Source organism: Halomonas sp. NCCP-2165 (assembly GCF_023708045.1).
GTDB lineage: Bacteria > Pseudomonadota > Gammaproteobacteria > Pseudomonadales > Halomonadaceae > Bisbaumannia > Bisbaumannia pacifica.
The window spans coordinates 1-18,664 of record NZ_BRCY01000039.1 but is presented as its reverse complement, the minus strand read 5'-3'; the positions used below and the strand labels follow the sequence as shown (position 1 = coordinate 18,664).

The following is an 18,664-nucleotide window of genomic DNA, read 5'->3' as shown; positions in this document are numbered from 1 at the left end:
GGGAGCTCTCCCGGGCCGGGCATTTCTGTCAGTGCCACGCCTAGCCGAAGGCCTGGGGCGGCATGATCGCCTCCACATGCATCACCAGCTCCTCGAGGATCTGTCGCTGACGCTCCTCCAGGCTGAGCTGATTGAGCCGCTCGATCTCCCGGGCGAAGCCCTGTAGGGTCAGGCCGCCGAGGCGGGCATCGTTCATGCGATTCCAGCGGTAGGCCTCCCACTGGGCCTGCTCCTCGCTGGTCAGGGTCTCCGGATAGCTGCGCGCCCGATAGCGGAACAGCATCTCCTCCAGCCGTGGGTCCTGGAAGGCGAAGCGCGCCTCCACCAGGTCCCAGGGGTCGCTATCCCGCACTCGCTGCATCTGCTGGCGATCGGCGGGGGAGAAGAAGCCCCCGGAGTAGAGCATCAGGTCGGGGTCCCGGGGCCCCTCCGGCGGCGCCTCGGCGAACACCTGGGCCGCCTTGCGGGCCGCCTCCGGGGCCTCGTGGAGGCGCTTCCAGTGACGCCGACAGGCCGCCAGATCGAGGCCCATGCGCGCGACGATCTCGCCATACTCGCCGGACTGGGGCCCGCTGACGTCCTTGAGGAAGCTCACCGGCATGATCACCGGGCTGCGATTGATATGGATCACCTTGAGGGGCACCCGCACGGTGCCCTCGGCCAGCTCGTCGGCGGCCACGAAGACCCGCTCGCGGATCGCCTCCGGACTCAGCGTCAGCAGCGGCTCCGGGTCTTCCGCCAGGTCATAGACGATCACCCCATTGGGGTTGCTGGGGTGCTCGGCCAGGGGCATCACCAGGGCGGCGCAGGCGCGGCTGGCCGGGTAGCGCTGGGAGATATGCAGCAGCGGCTTGCGGGACGCCAGGTCGAGGCGGCGCGCCACCTCGCGCTTACTGCGCAACCCCAGCAGGTAGTCGAAGAGTCGCGCATTGCACTCCCGCAGCCGCCGGGCCAGGGCGATGGTGGCGCGCACATCCACCAGGGCATCATGGGCACCGGCATGCTCGATGCCGTTGGCGGCGGTCAGGTCCTCCAGGCGGAAGCTGGGGGCCCCGTCCTCGCGCTTCGGCCACTCGATCCCCTCCGGGCGCAGGGCGTGGAAGGCGCGCACCACATCGATCAGGTCCCAGCGCGAGTTGCCGTTCTGCCACTCCCGGGCATAGGGATCGATCAGATTGCGATAGAAGAGGTGCCGGCTCACCTCGTCGTCGAAGCGCAGGCTGTTGTACCCCACCGCACAGGTGCCCGGCTCGCTCATGGCGGCATTGACCCGGCCGGCGAACTCCGCCTCCGGCAGGCCGCGGCGACGCGCCGCCTGGGGGGTGATACCGGTGATCAGGCAGGCCTGGGGGTGGGGCAGGTAATCGTCCGCCGGCTTGCAGTAGAGGGTCAGGGGCTCGCCGATCTCGTTGAGCTCGGCATCGGTGCGGATGGCGGCAAACTGGGAGGGGCGATCCAGGCGCGGATCGGCCCCGAAGGTCTCGTAGTCATGCCAAAGAAAGGTGCGCGGTGCGGCGTCGGACTGCGCCATTGACGATCTCCAGACAGGGCCGTAAGTGGGCCCAGCCTAGCATAGACCCCCGCCGGGCTCAGCCCATGACCCGCTGGCAACGGAGCGATGGCCGTCACCGACGATGACTAGCCCTTGGGCAGGGTCACGTTGAGCTCGAGCACCGAGCAGTCGTCATCTTTATCCAGGCTGATGCTCACGGCATCCCGGTCGACCTTGACGTAGCGGCGAATCACCTCCAGCAGTTCCCGCTCCAGCATCGGCATATAGTCCGGCTGGTCGCGCTGGCTACGCTGATGGGCCACGATAATCTGTAGCCGTTCCTTGGCGACCGAGGCGCTCTTCTTGCGTTCACCACGGAAAAAATCCAGGAGTTTCAACGGCGACCTCCTCCGAACATGCGGCTCAACAGGCCCTTCTTCTGAATTTCATGGAAGCGCAGCGAAACCTCTTCGCCGAGCAACCGAGAAACCGTATCGGCATAGGCCAGGCCGGCGTCGCTCTTCTGATCGTGAACCACCGGGATCCCCTGGTTGGAGGCCCGCAGCACCGCCTCGGACTCGGGAATCAGGCCGATCAGGTCGATGGCCAGGATCTCGCGAATGTCCTCCAGGGTGAGCATATCGCCATGATCGACCCGCTCCGGATTGTAGCGGGTGATCAGCAGGTGCTCCTTGACCGGGTCCTCGCCCCGCTCGGCGCGGCGCGTCTTGGCCGCCAGCAGGCCGAGGATGCGATCCGAATCGCGCACCGAGGAGACCTCGGGGTTGGTGACCACAATCGCCTCGTCGGCGAAGTACATGGCCAGTTGTGCGCCCCGCTCGATGCCCGCCGGGGAGTCGCAGAGGATGTAATCGAAATCACTGGAGAGGGTCTCCAGCACCTTCTCCACCCCTTCCGAGGTCAGGGCATCCTTGTCGCGGGTCTGGGAGGCCGGCAGGATATGCAGACTGTCGACCCGCTTGTCACGGATCAGTGCCTGCGCCAGGCCCGCCTCGCCCTGGATCACATTGACCAGGTCGTAGACCACACGCCGCTCGCAGCCCATGATCAGATCGAGATTACGCAGCCCCACATCGAAATCGATCACTACCGTTTTCTTGCCTCGCAGGGCCAGGCCGGTGGCAATGGCCGCGGCGCTGGTGGTCTTGCCGACCCCGCCCTTGCCTGAGGTCACTACAATGATCTTGGCCAAGTTACGCTTCCTGTTGCAGATTGGGTTCCCGATCGGCTCGCGCCCCCTCGGACGTGTCAGTCCAGGGCCGCGATCGCCAGTTGATCATCGCTGAGATGCACTTCCACGGCGCCCCCCAGCAGGCGCGGATCGACGTCCTCCAGGCGCTTGTAGTTGCCCGCCACCGAGAGCAGTTCGGCATGCAGCTCGCGGCAATAGATCCCCGTCGCGACATTACCATGAATGCCCGCCAGGGCACGGCCGCGCAGGGCGCCATAGACATGCACGCTGCCGGCGGCCAGCACCTCGGCACCGGCATTGACGGCGCCGATCACCACCAGGTCCCCCTCGGGGGCACTGACCTGTTGCCCCGAGCGAACCGTGCCACGATAGATGCGCGCCGCCGGGACGGCCGCGGGCTCCGCCACCGCGGCGCTCGAGGGGGCGGAGCCCGCGGCGTCGCCGACGGGGACGCTCTCCAGCGACCGGGGGCGCGCGTCCTGGGGCGGAAACCAGCCCAGCCCCAGGGCCCAGGCCGACTGCTTGACCGGATCGCTACCGCCGCGCACCGCCACCGGCAGCAACTTGTGCGCCCGGCACACCGCGCAGATGCGCTCCAGGGCCAGGTGCGGTTCGTCGAGGCGCTCGACGCTGAGCACCACCGGGGTATGCTGGAAAAAGGCCGGAGACTGGCTGAGCTTGCCCGCCAGCTGCTCGCGAATGCGTTCGGGGTCGGCACTGGTCAACTCCATGACCGTCATGGGCAGCAGCCCCCCCTTGAAGGAAAAGGCCAGACTGGCCCGATCCGCCTTCAGACTCATCGCCGGACTCCGCATCGGATATTGGAAGTAAAGCTAAGCGAGTGCGCCGACTCCTGCAACCGATGTTCTTCACGCAGGCCGCCCGGGAGGCGCCAAACCGTTGGCATAACGAGACTTTCGCGGGAACACGGCGCATGCTTAGATTAGTGATATCGACCCTTGACGCGTCGCGGCCCCGAGCCGCGGCCGATTCGCCCAGGAACCCCTTTCATCATGGCAGGATGGATCGCTTCGGGTTGGCTGCGCCGCTGGCTGGCGCCACGCTGGCAGCACCCCGACCCGGAAATACGCCGCCAGGCCGCCTTCAGGCTGACGCCCGGCAAGCCCACCGATCACCGAGCGCTGGAGCGGCTCGCCAGGGATCGCGATGCCGGCGTTCGTCAGATGGCCCTGTCGCGGCTGACCGACCCTCGCCCCCTGCTCGCCTGGCTGGACACCGACTCGAGCAGCCCGGAGCTGCGACGCCGCCTGGGCGAGCTGCTCTGCGGCCGCGATGGCGACTTGCCGCTGACCGAGCGCCTGCCCCTGGTCGCCGACCTCGAGGACGCCGACCTGCTCGAGGCCCTGGCCTTCGAGGGCGATAATCAGCAGCTACGCCTGGCCGCCCTGGCGCGGCTCGATGACGAATCACGACTGATTCGCCAGGCCTGCGACAACGGCATCGCCGGGGTGCGCCGTGCCGCCGCCGAGCGGGTGACCAGCGAGGCCGGCCTGACGCGCCTGGCCCGGGAGGCCAAGCGCGACAAGCAGGTCGCTCGCCGGGCCCGCAAGGCACTGGCCGCGCGCCGCGCCGATGCCGCCCAGGCTCGCCGGGCCCAGGCCGAGCGCGAACGCCTGCTGCACGCCCTGGAGCAGCAGGCCCAGGCCCCCTGGGAGCCCCTGTATGCCGGGCGCTTTCGCCACCTGCAACGGGAGTGGGAATCGCTGCAAGCCCCCTCCACTCCGGCTCAGGAGGCGCGCTACCAGGAGGCCTGCCTGCGTTGCCGCAAGACCCTCAGCGACCATGAGGCCCACCATCAGGCTCATCAGGCCGCCAGCCAGCGTCAGGCCGATGCCGACCAGACCCGCCAGGCACTGGTCGAAGCCCTGGAGGAGAGCCTCACGGCCCTGCAGTGCAGCGAGCTGATCACGGCCCAGGACATCGATAGCCTGCGCTCCCAGAAGCGCCTGCTGGCCAGCCGCTGGCAAGCACTCTCGGATCAGCATGCCCCGGATGCCACCCTGCGCCGGCGCTATGACCAGGTGCTGGCCGGCTATGACGCCATCAGCCAGGCCTGGGAGAGCCTCCAGCCTCGCGCCGAGGCCCTGGAGCAGGCCCTGGCGACGCGCGATGCCGCCGCGCTGGCCCGCGCCCTGGACGACTGCGCCTGGCCCGAGCGACTGCCACCCACGCCCCTGTTGAAACGCGCCCGCGCCGCCCTGACCCAGGCCGAAGAGACCCAAGCCGGCCAGCGCCCCTCGGTGGCCTGGCTCGACAAGGAGCTGGATGAGCTCCAGCAACTGCTGGAACGAGGGGCCTTCAAGGGCGCCAGCCGCCTGCACCAGAGCCTGCGCCAGCACCTAGAGGGAGTATCGGGAGAGGCCTATGCGGCGCCCCTGGCCCGCTTCAGGCGCCTCGCCGCCCAGCTCGCGGAGCTACGTGACTGGCGCGGCTTCGTGGCCGGCCCCAAGCGCGATCAGCTCTGCCAGGCCATCGAGGCCCTGGCCGACGACACCCAGCTCGGTGATCGCGAGCTGGATCACCAGCACCGCCGGCTGATCAAGGAGTGGAAGGAACTGGGCAGCGCCGCCGCCACCCGGGAGCTCGCCGAGCGCTTCCGCGGCGCCTCGGATCGAATCCATGCACGCCTCGGCCCCTGGAAGGCCGCCCGCCAGGCCGAGCGACAGCATAATCTGGAGGCGCGGGAGGCGCTCTGCGAGCAACTCGAGGCCCTGCTGGCCCACCCGGATCCCGCCGCCGACCCGGACGCCCTGCGCGAGATCCGCGATCGCGCCCGGGAACAGTGGCTCCAGCATTCGCCGGTGCCCCGGGAGCAGGCGGAACGCGTCGGGCGACGCTTCGGGCGCATCCGCCATGAGCTGCAGGGGCTGATCGATCACCGCGCCCAGGAGATCGCCAGCGCCAAGCGCGAGCTGATCGAGAGCGCCCGTCATTTGCTCGGCGACGGCGCCCCCATCGACCGCCGCACCGCCGAAGCCAAACGCCTGCAACAGCGCTGGCGCGCCCTGGGTCGCGCCCCCAAGGGCGAGGAGCAGATGCTGTGGCGAGAATTTCGCGGCCTCTGCGACCAGCTCTTCGCCCATCGAGAGGCGGAACGGGACGATCGCGCTCGCCGTAGTCAGGCGCGCCTGGAGGCCATGCAGGCCCTGATCGACCGCCTCGATGCCTGGCAACCCCAGACCAGCGAGGATACCGCGGCCCTCGACCGAGCCATCGCCGAGGCCGAAACCCTGGAACCCCTGCCCTCGGGGCGCCGCAGCGAAGGCATGCGCCGGCGCTGGAGCGGCATCGTTCGAGCCCGCCGCGAGCGCCTGCTGCGCCTGGCGGTCAGCGAGGAAGTGGCCCGCTGGCAGGCCCTGCGCCCCCTGCTGGAAGCGCACCTGACGGCGGATGCCGAGGCCCTGGGCGGCGGCTCGGCGGCCGAGGTGCCCGATCCGGGCACCCTGGAAGGTGACATGCATCGGGCTCACGAGCGACGCAACGCCGCCCGGCGCCACCGCGCCACACCCCAGGACGTGGAAGAGCAGCTGATCCGACTGCGGGTCCACCTGGCGCTGCTGGCCGGCGAGCCGGTGGGGCAACAGGATGAGCCGCTGCGCCTGGCCATCCAGGTGGAACGCCTCAACGAGGGACTGGGCCGCGAACTCTCCCGGGCCGAAGAGATTCACGGCCTGCTTCGCGAACTACTGGCCACCGGCCCGGTTCCCGCCGCGCTCTGGGAGCGGGAAGTCCAGGAGCTGGATACCCTGCTGGCCCGCCTGCTGCACCTGCCGCCGCCCTGACACGGCGCCCCAACGCAAGACGCGAGGCCTGGGCCTCGCGTCTTGTCGCCCCCTGGGGGGCGGGAATCAGCCCATAAACTGGCCGCCGTTGATATCCAGGTTGGCCCCGGTGATAAAGCCCGACTCCTTGCCGGCCAGGAAAACCACCGCCCGGGCGATCTCCTTGGGGGTGCCGAAACGCTTGACCGGAATCCCCTCGCGGATGCCCTCGCGGATCTCCTCGGGAATCTTCATGATCATGTCGGTGGCCACATAGCCCGGCGACAGGGTATTGACGGTCACTCCCTTGCTGGCGGTCTCCTGGGCCAGGGACATGGTCAGGCCATGCATCCCCGCCTTGGCCGCCGCATAGTTGACCTGGCCGAACTGCCCCTTGCGGCCATTGATCGAGGAAATGTTGACGATGCGCCCGTAGCCCTGCGCCAGCATCCCCGAGATCACGCTGCGGCAGGTGTTGAAGACGCTGTTGAGGTTGGTATCGATGACCTCGTGCCACTGCTCCGGGGTCATCTTCTTCAGGGTGCCGTCCCGGGTGATTCCGGCGCAGTTGACCAGCACGCTGACGGGACCATGCTGCTCACGGATCTCGTTGATCCCCGCCTCGCAGGAGGCGTAGTCCACCAGATCGATACCCGACAGGACGATATTATCGAAGCCCTCGGCCTGCTGCTGGGCCAGCCAGCCCTTGGCCTTCTCGGCATTATGATATCCCGCTACCACCCGATAGCCCTCCTTGGCCAAGGCGCGACAGATAGCGGTGCCAATACCACCGGTACCCCCGGTGACCCAAGCGACGGGTGCTGTATCGGTCATAGAGTAACTCCCTTGTTAGTGGCCCTGAATGACGACGTGGTGCCCTTGGGGCAAACCCAGTGTCGTCGACCCGCGAGTCAAGTTGATGACTGCTCGGCCAGTATGTAATGCCGCAGTGCAACAAGACGAGCGTTTCATTGCACACTCGCCGTCAACGCTTGACGTACGTCATAAAATCCGTATAGTGTGCATCACGTTGATGCGGGGTGGAGCAGTCTGGTAGCTCGTCGGGCTCATAACCCGAAGGTCATCGGTTCAAATCCGGTCCCCGCTACCAAACATAGAAGAAGGCCGATTCCTTAGGGAGTCGGCCTTTTTCGTTGCCGAACCGATGACGGTCATCGGTTCGCTCTGGTTTCAAGATCAGCGGTCCCCGCTACCAATTTAGAAAAGGCAGTTACCTAACAAGGTGACTGCCTTTTTGCTTTGCGAGAAAGCATCGGGCTCGACTCTTCACCACCCCGGGAAGGTCACCGACTCGCTCTGGTTTCAAGATCAGCGGTCCCCGCTACCAAACATAGAGAAAGGCCAGTTCCTTAGGGAGTCGTGCTGGCGTTTCTATCGACCGCCCCTGTCGATCGCTTGAGGCAAGCCTTGAATCCGGCCGTCGTCACCCGCATCTTGTGAGGAAACCCGAGCTTTACAAGGCAGACCCCATGCAGATCGTCGACCCGCGCAGCGGTGCCCCCCTGACCTCCGAGCCGCAAGCGTCCAGCCCGCAATCCCAGGCCGACCCCAGCGCCTATATCGTCGATATCGACATGAGCAACTTCCAGCAGGTGGTGCTGGAAGGCTCGATGCAGACCCCGGTACTGCTGGACTGCTGGGCCCCCTGGTGCGAGCCCTGCAAGAACCTGATGCCGGTGCTCGAGAAGCTGGCCCGGGAGTATCAGGGCGCCTTCGTGCTGGCCAAGCTGAATATCGACGAGAATCAGGAGATCGCCGCCCAGCTGGGGATCCGCTCGGTGCCGGACGTCAAGCTGATCCTCCAGGGCCAGCTCTACGATCAGTTCCAGGGCGCCCTGCCGGAGGGGCAGATCCGCGAATGGCTGGGGCAGTACCTGCAACCCCCGGCGGAGGCGCCGGCCAGCCCCGAGGAGCAGGCCAGGGCGGCCCTGGAGGCCGGCGACGCGGCCGGCGCCCGCGCCCTCTACGAGCAACTGGTCCAGCAGCATCCCGAGCATCACGACTACCAGATCGACCTGGCCGGCTCCCTGCTCGCCGAGGGCCGCGCCGAGGATGCCAGGGCCCTGCTCGACAACCTGCCCCCGGAGCACCGCGATGCCCCCAAGGCCCGTGGCGTGCGCGCCAGCCTGGAGTTTCGCCAGGAGGCCCCCGACGACCAGGCCCTCGCCGCCCTCGGCGACCGGGACGACAGCGAGGCCCAGTTCCAGCGCGCCCTGCGCCGGGTCGCCGATGGCGACTATGAGACCGGCCTGGAGGCCCTGCTGACGCTGATGAAACAGGACCGCGCCTATGGCGATGATGCGGCCCGCCAGACCCTGCTGCGGGTCTTCGATGCCCTGGGGGCGGATCACCCGCTCACCGTCACCTATCGTCGCAAGCTCTTCGCCCTGCTTTACTGAACCCTGCACCACGGCCGCCCTCAGGCGGCCGTCGGCTATCTCAGCAGGGTGTCGAGGCGCTCGATGGCCTGGGTCAGCTGCGTCGGCGTGGTGCCGAAGTTGAGCCTGACGAACCCGGGCCAGCCGAAGTCGGCGCCGTCGGAGAGCGCCACCCCGGCGCCGTCCAGCAGCGCCTGCTGGGGCGATTCGCCGAGGCCCGCCTGGCGCATGTCGAGCCAGGCCAGGTAGGTGGACTCGGGGGGCGTCATCGACACCCCGGGCCATTCGGCCACCGCTTCCGCCAGGCGCCGACGGTTATCACGCAGCACCGCCAGCAGCGCCTGTCGCCAGGGCTCGCCCTGGGCGTAGGCCGCCTCCGCCGCCACCATCCCCAGCACGTTCATGTCCGGCTGCAGGCCCCGGCAGCGCGCCACGAAGCGCCGCCGCAGCTCGGCATCGGGGATCACCGCACAGGCGGTGGTCAGCCCCGCCAGGTTGAAGGTCTTGGAGGGCGCCCATAGCGTCACGATCCGCGCCGCCAGCTCGGGATAGGCCGCCGCCAGAGGCCGGTGTCGGGCGCCCTCCTCCAGCAGCAGGTCACAATGCAGCTCGTCGGAGGCCACCAGCAGATCGTGGCGCTCCACCAGCGCCGCCAACCCCGCCAGCTCCTCGTCACGCCAGACCCGGCCGGAGGGGTTATGCGGATGACACCACAGCAGCAGCCGCGTCTGCGGGGTGATCGCCGCCTCCAGGGCCGCCAGGTCGAGGCGCCAGGGCTCGCCGGGGGCCGCCGGCTCGGCGAGCCGCGCCTGCTGGGCCAGCCGCCCACTGCGCTCGGCCACCTTGAGAAAGGGCGGATAGATGGGGGTGACGGTCAGGATCCCCTCGCCGGGCTCGGTCAGCGCCATGGCCGCCAGTTGCAGGGCCGGCACCACCCCCGGCAGCCAGTGCTGCCAGTCGGGGTGAATGGTCCAGCCATAGTGCTCGGCACTCCAGTCGCAGAGGGCCCGGCGCAGGCCATCGGGCACCTGCCCGTAGCCGAAGACGCCATGGGCGACCCGCGCCTGGAGGGCCTCGACCACCGCCGGCGGCGAGGCGAAATCCATATCGGCCACCCAGAGCGGCAGCACCGACTCCCCGTAGCGATGCCATTTTTGGGAGGGCCAATCGGACGGCCCGGCGTCGATACCCCGGGCGTCGGGATGCCGTCGCTCGATGGGCGTGGCAAAATCGAAGGCCATGTCTGCTCCTCGTCAGTTGATTGCTGGCGCCATTGCACCACTTATCAGGGTTTGACCATGCAGGAAAGTCCCTTCTACGCCAAGGTTCGTCAAGGCCTCCCCGCCCTGATCGACCAGTGGCGACACCTGGGCCAGGGCGATCCCCAGCGCCTGGCCCTGATCCTCGCCGAGACGGCGCGGGTCGCCAAGCTCGGCGAGCCGGAAGCCACCCCCAGCGCCGAGGAGCTGGCCGCCTGGAGTCGCGTCGAGGCCGCCGAGCGGGTGCCCCTCTGGGCCGCCAAGACGGCCACCTTCCTGCTGGTGCAGATGCCGGCCCGCCCCACCCCGGAGAGTTTCGACGAGGCTTGCGCCTGGGCCTACTGCTGGCTGCGCAACCGCGACTTCGCAGACTTCGACGCCGCCCTGGCGGCGCTGCCGGCTCACCTGCAGGAACCCCTGGCGCAGGCTCTGAAGGCGGCCTGGACCGATCGCCAGGGGCTGCGACTCATCTGACCGCGGCGCCCCCCCTTCTCCGGATGTCGACTTGACCTAGCGTTTGCTCGGGTTAATGCTGACCCCTTTGCCAGCGAGGATCCTCCATGTTCACCACCCAGCTCACCCCAGCCTTCACCGATACCGACGCCCTGGGGCATATCAACAACACCCGGCTGCCGGTGTGGTTCGAGCAGGCGCGCACCGACCTCTTTCGTCTCTTTACGCCGGACCTGGATCCGCGCAAGTGGCGCCTGATCCTCGCCAAGCTGGAGGTGGAGTACCTGGCCGAACTCTTCTATGGCCAGCCGGTGACGATTCGCACCTACCTGACGCGGCTGGGCAACAGCTCCCTGACCGTGACCCAGGAGGCCTGGCAGGAGGGGCGCCTGGGGGCCCGCGGTCATACCGTCATGGTCCACTATGACCACGCCGCCAAGTGCTCACTGCCCATCGAGGGCGAGTTGCGCCAGCGCCTGGAGGCGCATCTGCGTGACGTCGCCGCCGAGGCCACCCCGTGACCCCGGCCATCCGCGCCCTGGAGCGGGCCGGCGCGCCCCATCGGGTGTTGAGCTACGCCCATGACCCGCGCGCCCCCGCCTATGGCCTGGAGGCCGCCGAGGCCCTGGACCTCGCCCCCGAGACGGTGTTCAAGACGCTGGTGGCCAAGCTCGATGATGGTCGCCTGGCGGTGGCCCTGGTGGCGGTGACCGATCAGCTCGACCTCAAGGCCCTGGCCCGGGCCGCCGGCGCCAAGAAGGCTCAGATGGCGGAACCCGAGGCGGCCCAGCGAGCCACCGGCTATGTGGTCGGCGGCATCAGTCCGCTGGGGCAGAAGAAGCGCCTGCCGACCTTTATCGATCGCCGTGCCGAGGCGCTGTCGACGCTGCATATCAGCGCCGGCAAGCGGGGCCTGGAAGTGGCCCTGGCCCCGGCCGACCTGGCTCGCCTCTGCGCCGGACGCTTCGCCGACCTGGCACGGGCGTGAGCCTTTCCCGCCCGACCGTTGTCTCAGGCCTATCCCCCGCGACAGGAGGCCGTCATGGCGATCCGCTACAACCTGTGGCTCGACCCCGACAATACCGCGACCCATCGCGCCGTGGAGGCGGATCTCGAGCGCTACTTCGTGGAACGATTCGCCGACTACCCGCATATCCGGTTGTTCGGGGCCGACCCTTACGATTATGATGCTCCCTTCAACCGCCTCTACGATGCGCTGATGGCTCGGGCCCTCGACTACTGTGAACGGCAGTGGTGCTATGTGCCCACGCCGGCCCAGCTCAATCAAGCCTTCTTCCGTGCCGTGGGGCGCTCGAACAAGTTTCTGCGAGACCCCCAAGATGGTGATCCCCACCGATCAGATTCCCGATGAGCGTCAACTGGCGATCATCACCGAGCAGCTCGGCCGTGCCCCGCGAGGCATTCAGGCCGTGGTCGCTACCGATGGCGAAGGCACCCCCCTGGTGCTGCGCATGCACTCCCTGGTCGACGGCAAGCCCTTCCCGACCCTCTTCTGGCTCTGCTCCGAGCGCCTCAAGGTGGAGCTGTCGCATATCGAGGCCGCCGGGGTGATCAAGCGCCTGGAGGCCCGCCTCAAGGAAGATCCCGACTTCCTGGCCGCCTACCACCGCAGCCACGAGGACTATGTGGCCCGTCGCTGGGCCTCCATGAGCCCGACCCAGCAGGCCGAGGCAGAGCGCCTGGGCTATGCGGAGCTGCTGCGCCACCGCGGCATCGGCGGCATCGCCAACTGGGACCAGGTGCGCTGCCTGCATACCCAGTACGCCCACCACCTGGGTGGCGACAATATCATCGGCCAGTGGCTGGACGCCGAGTATGGCGTCGCCGACTGCCTGCCCTGATCCCCCCTCCCCCTGACACCCTTCTGAAGGAGATATTCCCCATGTATTTCGATACCCATGTGGTCGCCAGCCTGGCCCTGATCGGCAGCATGTTCGTCATCAGCGGCGTCGGCATCAAGCTGCTGCGTGACGCCATGCGTCGCGATGCCGGCCGCAGCAGCCGCTAAGCGCGACCGAGGCACGACCCGGGAAGGGGCACCGCCGGGTGCCCCTTCCGCGTTTGGGGAGACGATTCAGGATATGGCGGCCGGACGCCGCTCCACGACGAGCAAGGAGTGATGCATGGCAAGTATCTGTGTCTATCTGGGCTCGCGGGATGGCGAGGACCCCCGCCACCGCGAGGCCACCGAGGCCCTGGGGCGACTGATCGCCCGGCGTGGCCATCGCCTGGTCTATGGCGGCGCCCGGGTCGGCCTGATGGGGCGCCTCGCCAATGCCGCCCTGGCGGCGGGCGGTCAGGTGATCGGCGTAATGCCCCGCCACCTGGTGGCTCGGGAGCAGGCGCACCAGGGGCTCAGCGAGCTGATTCGGGTCACCGACATGCACGAGCGCAAGGCCACCATGGCCGCCCATGCGGACGCCTTTATCGCCCTGCCCGGCGGCATCGGCACCCTGGAGGAGCTGTTCGAGATCTGGACCTGGCACTACCTGGGACTCCACGACAAGCCCCTGGGGGTGCTCGACAGCGGCGGCTTCTACACGCCCCTGCTGGACTTCATGGACGGTACCGTCGCGGCGGGCTTCCTGGATCAACGCACCCGGGATCGGCTGCTCGCCGCGACCACGCCCCAGGCGTTGCTCGACGCCCTGGAGGCCCGCCTGGCGGGCTGAATGGCGATCGCTCAGTCGGCGGTGCTGCCTTGTGCCAAGGCCCGGGTGCGCGCATAGGTCTGCTGCAGCAGGCGGGCATCGTCGCCGGCGCGGTGCCGATGAATACCCAACTCCACCACCAGGGCCTCCTTGGTCACCTTCCAGAGCGCCTGCTGCCGTTCGTCGAGCAGGCGGCGTAGCGCCTCCAGGCGAAAACGCGGCAGCACCCCGGCGTGATGAAAGAGCAGCGACAGCCAGGTGTTGTCGTACCCCCAGCTGTCGCTGTAGGCCACTCCCACCTGGGCCAGCTCATCATTGAGCCAGCGCGCCACCTCATCCACCGGGTGTCCCTCGCGGGCCAGACGCGCCCGGGAGATGCCATGCAGCAGCTCGGCCTTGGGATCCCAGTGCACCCACTCCGCCAGGGGCTGGATCAGGAAGGCGCAGCTGCTGCCGTCGGCCCGCGCGATGCCCACCTCGATGGGGTAGCTACCGCGCCCGAACCCGGACGCCTCGATATCCAGCAGTGTCGGCAGCGTCACTCGGGCATCCTCTGGTTAACAAGGGGCGGCCGGGGTCATGGTGACCCCGGGATCATTCCAGCCTACTGGGTTAGCGGCGCCGGGTCGAATTCAGTGGCGTGAGGCGGGGGCGTCGGGCAGGTCGGGGGGCGACCAGAGGGCAGGCTCCAGCTGACGATCGGCCAGGGATTGCCAGTAGGCGGCCTGTTCGGCATCCACCGCCAGGCCGAGCTCTCCCCGGCAATAGGCCTTGGCCAGGCGCTCGGCGGCCAGGGGATGGCCCGCCTCGCCGGCCCGGGCATACCAGGTCACGGCATGGTCATCGCGACGCGGGTACTGGGCGCAGCCATGCTCATAGATAGCGGCCAGCTGATACTGGGCGCGGACATCGCCACCCTGCGCCGCCTCGAGGACATAGCGCGCACCGCGGGCCTTGTCCTGGGGCGAGACGCCGCGGTGAAAGAGCATATGGCCGTAGAGAGACAGGGCGCCGGGATGACCGGCATCGGCGCAGCGCTGGAACAGATGCATGGTCAGTCGCTGGGTACGCGGCGAACGCGGCAACCAGCGCAGATGAAAGAGCTGCTCCGCCAGTCGATATTCAAGGCGCGTGAACAGTGAAGATGCCTGCGGCATGGCAAACAACCTTGCATTCCTGAGTAGCGAAGAGATGGGCCGGCTCCTGATACAGCATAGGCCCAAGCGTCACTGCATCGCCAAAACCCGCTGTTCTGGCGAATGGGCCGCAAGCATACGCCCCTCACCGGGGCGACTCAACCCTCGGCGGGGCGGCCTTCGGCCGCATCGGGTTTGCCGCCGCCCCGGGGCCTGGCTACCATGCCCTAAATTATCGCGAGATCAGGAGTGGATCCATGCAGACCCGACCGCTTGGCGACACCGGAATCGAGGTCAGTCGCCTATGCCTGGGCACCATGACCTTCGGTGAGCAGAACAGCGAAGCCGAGGCCCACGAGCAGCTCGACCGGGCGGTGGCCTTCGGTATCAATTTCATCGATACCGCCGAGATGTACCCGGTGCCGCCCCGCGCCGAGACCCAGGGGCGCACCGAGACCTACATCGGCAACTGGCTCAAGGCCCGCGGCTCCCGGGACGACGTGATCATCGCCAGCAAGATCGCCGGCCCCGGCATGGACTACCTGCGGGGCGGCTCGCGGCTGACCCGGGCGCAGATCCACCAGGCGGTGGAGACCAGCCTGCGGCGCCTGCAGACCGATTATCTCGACCTCTACCAGCTGCATTGGCCCGATCGCTACACCAATTTCTTCGGCCGCATGGGCTACGAGCACAAGGAGGAGGAGGTCAGCACGCCCCTGGAGGAGAGCCTCTCGGCCCTCCAGGAACTGGTAGAGAGCGGCAAGGTTCGCGCCATCGGCCTCTCCAACGAGACGCCCTGGGGGCTGATGCAGAGCCTGCGCCTGGCGGAGCGCCTCGGCCTGCCCAAGGTGGCCAGCATCCAGAACCCCTACAACCTGCTCAATCGCACCTTCGAGATCGGCCTCGCCGAGATCGCCCATCGCGAGAACGTCGGCCTGCTGGCCTATTCGCCGCTGGCCTTCGGGGTGCTCTCCGGCAAGTACCTGGATGGCCAATGGCCCCCCGGCGCGCGCCTGACCCTCTTCGAGCGCTTCCAGCGCTACAACTCCCAGAGCGCCATGGAGGCGACTCGGGCCTATGTGGAGATCGCCCGGGAACACGACCTGGACCCGGCGCAGATGGCCCTGGCCTTCGTCAATTCCCGCTCCTTCCTGACCAGTAATATCATCGGCGCGACCACCATGGAGCAGCTGGAGAGCAACCTGGCCAGCGAGTCCCTGAAGCTCGAGCCCGCCGTACTGGAAGCCATCGAGGCGGTCCATCGGCGACAGCCCAACCCCTGCCCCTGAGGCCGCGCCCCCGGGGCTATCGCCTCGATAGCCCCGGGGGGAGACAGCGCCTGATATACTCGACACTCTCTTCATCAGGACCCAGGAGCGCCCCATGCTGAGCGTGATCTCGCCCGCCAAGACGCTGGACTTCGAGACCCCGGCCACCACGGCCATCCACACCCAGCCGGACTATCTGGAGCGCAGTCAGGCACTGATCGAGATCCTGCGCGACTACTCCCCGCAGCGCCTCAGCGAGCTGATGGGCATCAGCGACAAGCTGGCCGGGCTCAATGCCGCCCGCTTCGCCGACTGGGCGCCTCCCTTCGGCCCCGAGAATGCCAAGCCCGCCGCCCAGGCCTTCCAGGGCGACGTCTATGTGGGCCTGGAGGCGGCGAGCTTCGACGACGAGGAGAACGCCTTCGCCCAGCGCCATCTGCGGATTCTCTCCGGTCTCTATGGCCTGCTGCGCCCCCTCGACCTGATCCAGCCCTACCGCCTGGAGATGGGCACCAAGCTGGAGAATGCCGCCGGCAAGGACCTCTATGCCTTCTGGAAGCCGCTGCTGACCGCCGAGCTGGACAAGGCGGTGGCCGACAGCGGCACCCCGGTGCTGGTCAACCTGGCCTCCAACGAGTACTTCAAGGCCATCGATACTCGCAAGCTGCGGGCCCGGGTCATCACCCCGGTGTTCAAGGACGAGAAGAACGGCAAGCTGAAGATCATCAGCTTCTATGCCAAGAAGGCCCGCGGCCTGATGGCCGCCTGGATGATTCGTCAGCGCCTGGAGGACCCGGAGCGGCTCAAGGAATTCGACGTGGCCGGCTATCGCTTCGACGCCGAGCTGTCCCAGGGAGACACCCTGGTCTTTACCCGCCCCGAAGCGGCGGCCTGAGGCCCCCTCAGAAGAAACGCAGGGAGCGATCCGAGCGTTCCCGCAGGTAGGCGCGATGAACGGCCTTGAAACGCTCGTCATCGCAGCGATTCAGCCACTCATAGGCCGCCATGTCGGCACTCACCGGGATCGCGCCCATGGCGGTTACCCGCTCGCGAGCCAGCCGCGCCTCTTCCGGGCGCCGGCTGGCGGTGGCCTCCGCCAGCCAGTAGACCTCGTAGCCGGCATCCAGCAGCCCCAGGGCGCTCTGCAGCACGCAGATATGCGCCTCGCTGCCGCAGATCACCACCTGACGCCTGCCGCTCTCGCGCAGCGCCTCGGCGAAGGGCGCCTCGTCATGGGCGCCGAAGTGCGCCTTCTGGAAGATGCGCGCCTCGGGCAGACGCGCCACCAGCCGCGGATCGGAGCCTCCCAGTCCCTGGGGATACTGCTCGGTGATCCACACCGGTACGCTCAGGGCCTGAGCCACCTCGCCCAGCCAGCTCGCCTCCTCCACCGCCTGCTCCCCGCCATGAATCACCGGTAACAGGCGGCTCTGCAGGTCGACGATCAACAACAGGCTTTCCTCAGATTCCAGGCGCATGGTCTCTCTCCGATAATTGGTTCCGCTGCCTCGCGTAGTGGCTAGAATAGAGGGCCCGAGACTTTCTGACACCTCACCATCCTTCAACTCTGGAGATATCCCATGCGCCATCTCTTCGTCATGCTGCTGGTCGGCGTGCTCGGCTTCGGCCTCGCCGTCGACCACGCGGAAGCCCGCCGCCTGGGTGGCGGCGGCAGTATCGGTAGCGTTTCCCGCTCCGCCTCGCCGCCCACCACCGCCAAGGCCACCCAGGGCCAAACACCCAACCAGGCAGCCAACCCCTCGCGTGGCCGCGGCCTGGGCGGCATGCTCGGGGGAATGCTGGCCGGCGGCCTGTTGGCCGCCCTCTTCTTCGGCGGCGCCTTCGACGAGCTTCGGCTGATGGATATCCTGCTGGTCGCCGGTATCGCCTTCCTGCTGTTCCGGCTGCTGGCCCGCCGGCGTATGGCTCCCGCCGCCGCCGGGCCAGCTCAGCAGCGCCCCGAACCTCAGGCCTTCCAGGCCGAGTCCACGCCGGCCCCGGGTAGCCTCGGCGGCCTGGGCAGCGAGCCCGAGTGGTTCGACCGGGAGCGCTTCCTGGGCGGCGCCAAGGAGCACTTCATGACCCTGCAGCGGGCCTGGGACAATAACGACTTCTCTCAGATCCAGGACTATGTCACCCCCGAGCTCTACAACCTGCTGCGCCAGGAGCGCGATCAGCACCCGGCCAACAACCGTACCGAGATCGTGCGCCTGTTCGCCGAGCTGGGCAGCGTCCAGGAGATCGGCAACCAGGCCGAGGCCACGGTGATCTTCCACGGCATCATCGACGAGAACGACGAGCACAACGAGTTCAACGAGACCTGGCACCTGATTCGTGAGCTCCGCGAGGATGCTCCCTGGTACCTCCAGGGTATCGAGCAGAACGCGGGCACCTGAGCCTCCTCACGGCTGGAAACGATCAAGGCCGGGCATCTGCCCGGCCTTGTCGTAGCCCCTTGCCAAGGCCCTGAATCAATACCCGCCGGAGCTCCCCTCGGCGCTCTCCTCAAGGCTTTCTCCCATCTCCTCGATGCTCTCGCCGGTCTCTTCCATGGCCTCATCGATATTCTGTCCCGCCTCTTCCGCCGGCCCCGGATCATCTTCGCAAGCGGCCAGCCCCATCCCCATCATGGCCGCCAGGGCCGCGATCGCCAGATAACGCATCATGCCTGTCATCGTCTCCTCCTGAGATCCCACTGTGGACATTACCGACATTCACCATAGCAGAGCCCTCGATGGACCGAGGGCGGGCCTTTGTATGGGTTTGTAAGCCAGTCACACCCGTGGATACCTTCCATGAAGAGTCTCCCCTGGCACCGGCCGAACGCCCCGAGCCGGCGAGGGTCCCGGCCTACCTAACGGCCAGGCATACGAAAAACCCCGACCATCTGATGATGATCGGGGCTTCTCTGAAGAAGTGCCTGACGATGACCTACTCTCGCATGGGGAGACCCCACACTACCATCGGCGCTGAGCGGTTTCACTGCTGAG

The 18,664-nt window shown here is 67.8% G+C and carries 22 protein-coding genes, 1 tRNA gene and 1 rRNA gene; 13 read left to right on the top strand and 11 right to left on the bottom strand.

The annotated features are described in order from the left end of the window. Positions 1-40: 40 nt before the first annotated feature. From sbcB to minC, 4 genes are all read right to left on the bottom strand, one after another. Positions 41-1,531 carry an exodeoxyribonuclease I gene (gene sbcB, locus NFU04_RS15135; RefSeq protein WP_251310257.1) on the bottom strand — a complete coding sequence of 497 codons (1,491 nt, stop codon included), beginning with the start codon at positions 1,529-1,531 and terminating at the stop codon, positions 41-43. Positions 1,532-1,638: 107 nt separating this feature from the next. Beyond that, positions 1,639-1,890 carry a cell division topological specificity factor MinE gene (gene minE / locus NFU04_RS15130; RefSeq protein WP_251310256.1) on the bottom strand — a complete coding sequence of 84 codons (252 nt, stop codon included), beginning with the start codon at positions 1,888-1,890 and terminating at the stop codon, positions 1,639-1,641. Then, complete coding sequence (minD, locus tag NFU04_RS15125) at positions 1,887-2,705, bottom strand: septum site-determining protein MinD (protein ID WP_251310255.1); 819 nt, start codon at positions 2,703-2,705, stop codon at positions 1,887-1,889. The genes minE and minD overlap by 4 nt, the downstream gene beginning before the upstream one ends. A gap of 56 nt (positions 2,706-2,761) precedes the next feature. After that, the gene (gene minC / locus NFU04_RS15120; RefSeq protein WP_251310254.1) at positions 2,762-3,505 is read right to left on the bottom strand and encodes a septum site-determining protein MinC; all 744 of its coding nucleotides are present in this window, start codon (positions 3,503-3,505) and stop codon (positions 2,762-2,764) included. 213 nt (positions 3,506-3,718) lie between these two features. On the opposite strand from minC, the gene NFU04_RS15115 reads away from it, so the two are divergent. Next, a complete protein-coding gene (locus NFU04_RS15115) occupies positions 3,719-6,508 on the top strand; it encodes a DUF349 domain-containing protein (protein ID WP_251310253.1) in 2,790 nt (929 codons plus the stop codon). 66 nt (positions 6,509-6,574) lie between these two features. Here NFU04_RS15115 and phbB read toward each other — a convergent pair whose 3' ends face one another. Next, positions 6,575-7,321 carry an acetoacetyl-CoA reductase gene (gene phbB / locus NFU04_RS15110; protein WP_251310252.1) on the bottom strand — a complete coding sequence of 249 codons (747 nt, stop codon included), beginning with the start codon at positions 7,319-7,321 and terminating at the stop codon, positions 6,575-6,577. A gap of 200 nt (positions 7,322-7,521) precedes the next feature. Between phbB and NFU04_RS15105 the strand changes: the two genes are divergently transcribed. Next, positions 7,522-7,598 (top strand) — tRNA-Met (locus tag NFU04_RS15105). A gap of 379 nt (positions 7,599-7,977) precedes the next feature. Then, a complete protein-coding gene (locus NFU04_RS15100; RefSeq protein WP_251310251.1) occupies positions 7,978-8,907 on the top strand; it encodes a thioredoxin family protein in 930 nt (309 codons plus the stop codon). A gap of 35 nt (positions 8,908-8,942) precedes the next feature. Here the strand turns inward: NFU04_RS15100 and NFU04_RS15095 are convergent, their stop codons facing one another. Beyond that, on the bottom strand, positions 8,943-10,127 hold the full coding sequence (locus NFU04_RS15095) for a MalY/PatB family protein (protein ID WP_251310250.1): 1,185 nt from the start codon (positions 10,125-10,127) through the stop codon (positions 8,943-8,945). A gap of 57 nt (positions 10,128-10,184) precedes the next feature. Here NFU04_RS15095 and NFU04_RS15090 point away from each other — a divergent pair, with 57 nt between their 5' ends. From NFU04_RS15090 to NFU04_RS15065, 7 genes are all read left to right on the top strand, one after another. Continuing rightward, entirely contained in the window at positions 10,185-10,619 is a 435-nt protein-coding gene (locus tag NFU04_RS15090; RefSeq protein WP_251310249.1) for a hypothetical protein, read from the top strand. Between the two features lie 86 nt (positions 10,620-10,705). Beyond that, positions 10,706-11,119, top strand: coding sequence for an acyl-CoA thioesterase (locus NFU04_RS15085; protein ID WP_251310248.1), 414 nt, complete (start codon positions 10,706-10,708; stop codon positions 11,117-11,119). Further along, the gene (ybaK, locus tag NFU04_RS15080) at positions 11,116-11,586 is read left to right on the top strand and encodes a Cys-tRNA(Pro) deacylase (protein ID WP_198058475.1); all 471 of its coding nucleotides are present in this window, start codon (positions 11,116-11,118) and stop codon (positions 11,584-11,586) included. Before NFU04_RS15085 ends, ybaK begins: the two co-directional genes overlap by 4 nt. Before the next feature lie 54 nt (positions 11,587-11,640). Beyond that, positions 11,641-11,970 carry a hypothetical protein gene (locus NFU04_RS15075; RefSeq protein ID WP_146803369.1) on the top strand — a complete coding sequence of 110 codons (330 nt, stop codon included), beginning with the start codon at positions 11,641-11,643 and terminating at the stop codon, positions 11,968-11,970. Next, positions 11,939-12,460, top strand: coding sequence for a DUF501 domain-containing protein (locus NFU04_RS15070; protein WP_146803368.1), 522 nt, complete (start codon positions 11,939-11,941; stop codon positions 12,458-12,460). The genes NFU04_RS15075 and NFU04_RS15070 overlap by 32 nt, the downstream gene beginning before the upstream one ends. A 41-nt stretch (positions 12,461-12,501) precedes the next feature. After that, positions 12,502-12,627 (top strand): hypothetical protein, encoded by a 126-nt coding sequence (locus NFU04_RS16420; RefSeq protein ID WP_285835163.1) that lies wholly within the window; start codon positions 12,502-12,504, stop codon positions 12,625-12,627. A 115-nt stretch (positions 12,628-12,742) separates the two neighbouring features. Beyond that, positions 12,743-13,291: an LOG family protein gene (locus NFU04_RS15065; protein WP_251310247.1), complete on the top strand. Its 549-nt coding sequence runs from the start codon at positions 12,743-12,745 to the stop codon at positions 13,289-13,291. An 11-nt stretch (positions 13,292-13,302) separates the two neighbouring features. On the opposite strand, the gene NFU04_RS15060 is transcribed toward NFU04_RS15065, so the two are convergent. Both NFU04_RS15060 and NFU04_RS15055 read right to left on the bottom strand, forming a co-directional pair. After that, the gene (locus tag NFU04_RS15060; protein ID WP_251310246.1) at positions 13,303-13,812 is read right to left on the bottom strand and encodes a 3'-5' exonuclease; all 510 of its coding nucleotides are present in this window, start codon (positions 13,810-13,812) and stop codon (positions 13,303-13,305) included. Between the two features lie 90 nt (positions 13,813-13,902). Next, positions 13,903-14,427 (bottom strand): tetratricopeptide repeat protein, encoded by a 525-nt coding sequence (locus tag NFU04_RS15055; protein WP_251310245.1) that lies wholly within the window; start codon positions 14,425-14,427, stop codon positions 13,903-13,905. A gap of 236 nt (positions 14,428-14,663) precedes the next feature. Here NFU04_RS15055 and NFU04_RS15050 point away from each other — a divergent pair, with 236 nt between their 5' ends. Further along, positions 14,664-15,695, top strand: coding sequence for an NADP(H)-dependent aldo-keto reductase (locus NFU04_RS15050; protein ID WP_251310244.1), 1,032 nt, complete (start codon positions 14,664-14,666; stop codon positions 15,693-15,695). Positions 15,696-15,789: 94 nt separating this feature from the next. Further along, on the top strand, positions 15,790-16,569 hold the full coding sequence (gene yaaA / locus NFU04_RS15045; RefSeq protein ID WP_251310243.1) for a peroxide stress protein YaaA: 780 nt from the start codon (positions 15,790-15,792) through the stop codon (positions 16,567-16,569). 7 nt (positions 16,570-16,576) lie between these two features. Here yaaA and NFU04_RS15040 read toward each other — a convergent pair whose 3' ends face one another. Further along, positions 16,577-17,152: an isochorismatase family protein gene (locus tag NFU04_RS15040; RefSeq protein ID WP_251310242.1), complete on the bottom strand. Its 576-nt coding sequence runs from the start codon at positions 17,150-17,152 to the stop codon at positions 16,577-16,579. A 102-nt stretch (positions 17,153-17,254) separates the two neighbouring features. On the opposite strand from NFU04_RS15040, the gene NFU04_RS15035 reads away from it, so the two are divergent. Next, the gene (locus NFU04_RS15035; RefSeq protein ID WP_251310241.1) at positions 17,255-18,070 is read left to right on the top strand and encodes a Tim44 domain-containing protein; all 816 of its coding nucleotides are present in this window, start codon (positions 17,255-17,257) and stop codon (positions 18,068-18,070) included. A 75-nt stretch (positions 18,071-18,145) separates the two neighbouring features. Here NFU04_RS15035 and NFU04_RS15030 read toward each other — a convergent pair whose 3' ends face one another. Next, entirely contained in the window at positions 18,146-18,349 is a 204-nt protein-coding gene (locus NFU04_RS15030; RefSeq protein WP_251310240.1) for a hypothetical protein, read from the bottom strand. Between the two features lie 243 nt (positions 18,350-18,592). Then, positions 18,593-18,664: ribosomal RNA gene (rrf, locus tag NFU04_RS16515) — 5S ribosomal RNA — on the bottom strand; the annotation flags it as partial.

Excerpts from the sequence above, each read along its gene's own strand:
- sbcB (WP_251310257.1), bottom strand. The coding sequence starts at position 1,531 with ATGGCGCAGTCCGACGCCGCACCGCGCACCTTTCTTTGGCATGACTAC.
- minC (WP_251310254.1), bottom strand. The coding sequence starts at position 3,505 with ATGAGTCTGAAGGCGGATCGGGCCAGTCTGGCCTTTTCCTTCAAGGGG.
- NFU04_RS15115 (WP_251310253.1), top strand. The coding sequence starts at position 3,719 with ATGGCAGGATGGATCGCTTCGGGTTGGCTGCGCCGCTGGCTGGCGCCA.
- phbB (WP_251310252.1), bottom strand. The coding sequence starts at position 7,321 with ATGACCGATACAGCACCCGTCGCTTGGGTCACCGGGGGTACCGGTGGT.
- NFU04_RS15100 (WP_251310251.1), top strand. The coding sequence starts at position 7,978 with ATGCAGATCGTCGACCCGCGCAGCGGTGCCCCCCTGACCTCCGAGCCG.
- NFU04_RS15095 (WP_251310250.1), bottom strand. The coding sequence starts at position 10,127 with ATGGCCTTCGATTTTGCCACGCCCATCGAGCGACGGCATCCCGACGCC.
- NFU04_RS15090 (WP_251310249.1), top strand. The coding sequence starts at position 10,185 with ATGCAGGAAAGTCCCTTCTACGCCAAGGTTCGTCAAGGCCTCCCCGCC.
- NFU04_RS15085 (WP_251310248.1), top strand. The coding sequence starts at position 10,706 with ATGTTCACCACCCAGCTCACCCCAGCCTTCACCGATACCGACGCCCTG.
- NFU04_RS15075 (WP_146803369.1), top strand. The coding sequence starts at position 11,641 with ATGGCGATCCGCTACAACCTGTGGCTCGACCCCGACAATACCGCGACC.
- NFU04_RS15070 (WP_146803368.1), top strand. The coding sequence starts at position 11,939 with ATGGTGATCCCCACCGATCAGATTCCCGATGAGCGTCAACTGGCGATC.
- NFU04_RS16420 (WP_285835163.1), top strand. The coding sequence starts at position 12,502 with ATGTATTTCGATACCCATGTGGTCGCCAGCCTGGCCCTGATCGGCAGC.
- NFU04_RS15065 (WP_251310247.1), top strand. The coding sequence starts at position 12,743 with ATGGCAAGTATCTGTGTCTATCTGGGCTCGCGGGATGGCGAGGACCCC.
- NFU04_RS15055 (WP_251310245.1), bottom strand. The coding sequence starts at position 14,427 with ATGCCGCAGGCATCTTCACTGTTCACGCGCCTTGAATATCGACTGGCG.
- NFU04_RS15050 (WP_251310244.1), top strand. The coding sequence starts at position 14,664 with ATGCAGACCCGACCGCTTGGCGACACCGGAATCGAGGTCAGTCGCCTA.
- yaaA (WP_251310243.1), top strand. The coding sequence starts at position 15,790 with ATGCTGAGCGTGATCTCGCCCGCCAAGACGCTGGACTTCGAGACCCCG.
- NFU04_RS15040 (WP_251310242.1), bottom strand. The coding sequence starts at position 17,152 with ATGCGCCTGGAATCTGAGGAAAGCCTGTTGTTGATCGTCGACCTGCAG.
- NFU04_RS15035 (WP_251310241.1), top strand. The coding sequence starts at position 17,255 with ATGCGCCATCTCTTCGTCATGCTGCTGGTCGGCGTGCTCGGCTTCGGC.
- NFU04_RS15030 (WP_251310240.1), bottom strand. The coding sequence starts at position 18,349 with ATGACAGGCATGATGCGTTATCTGGCGATCGCGGCCCTGGCGGCCATG.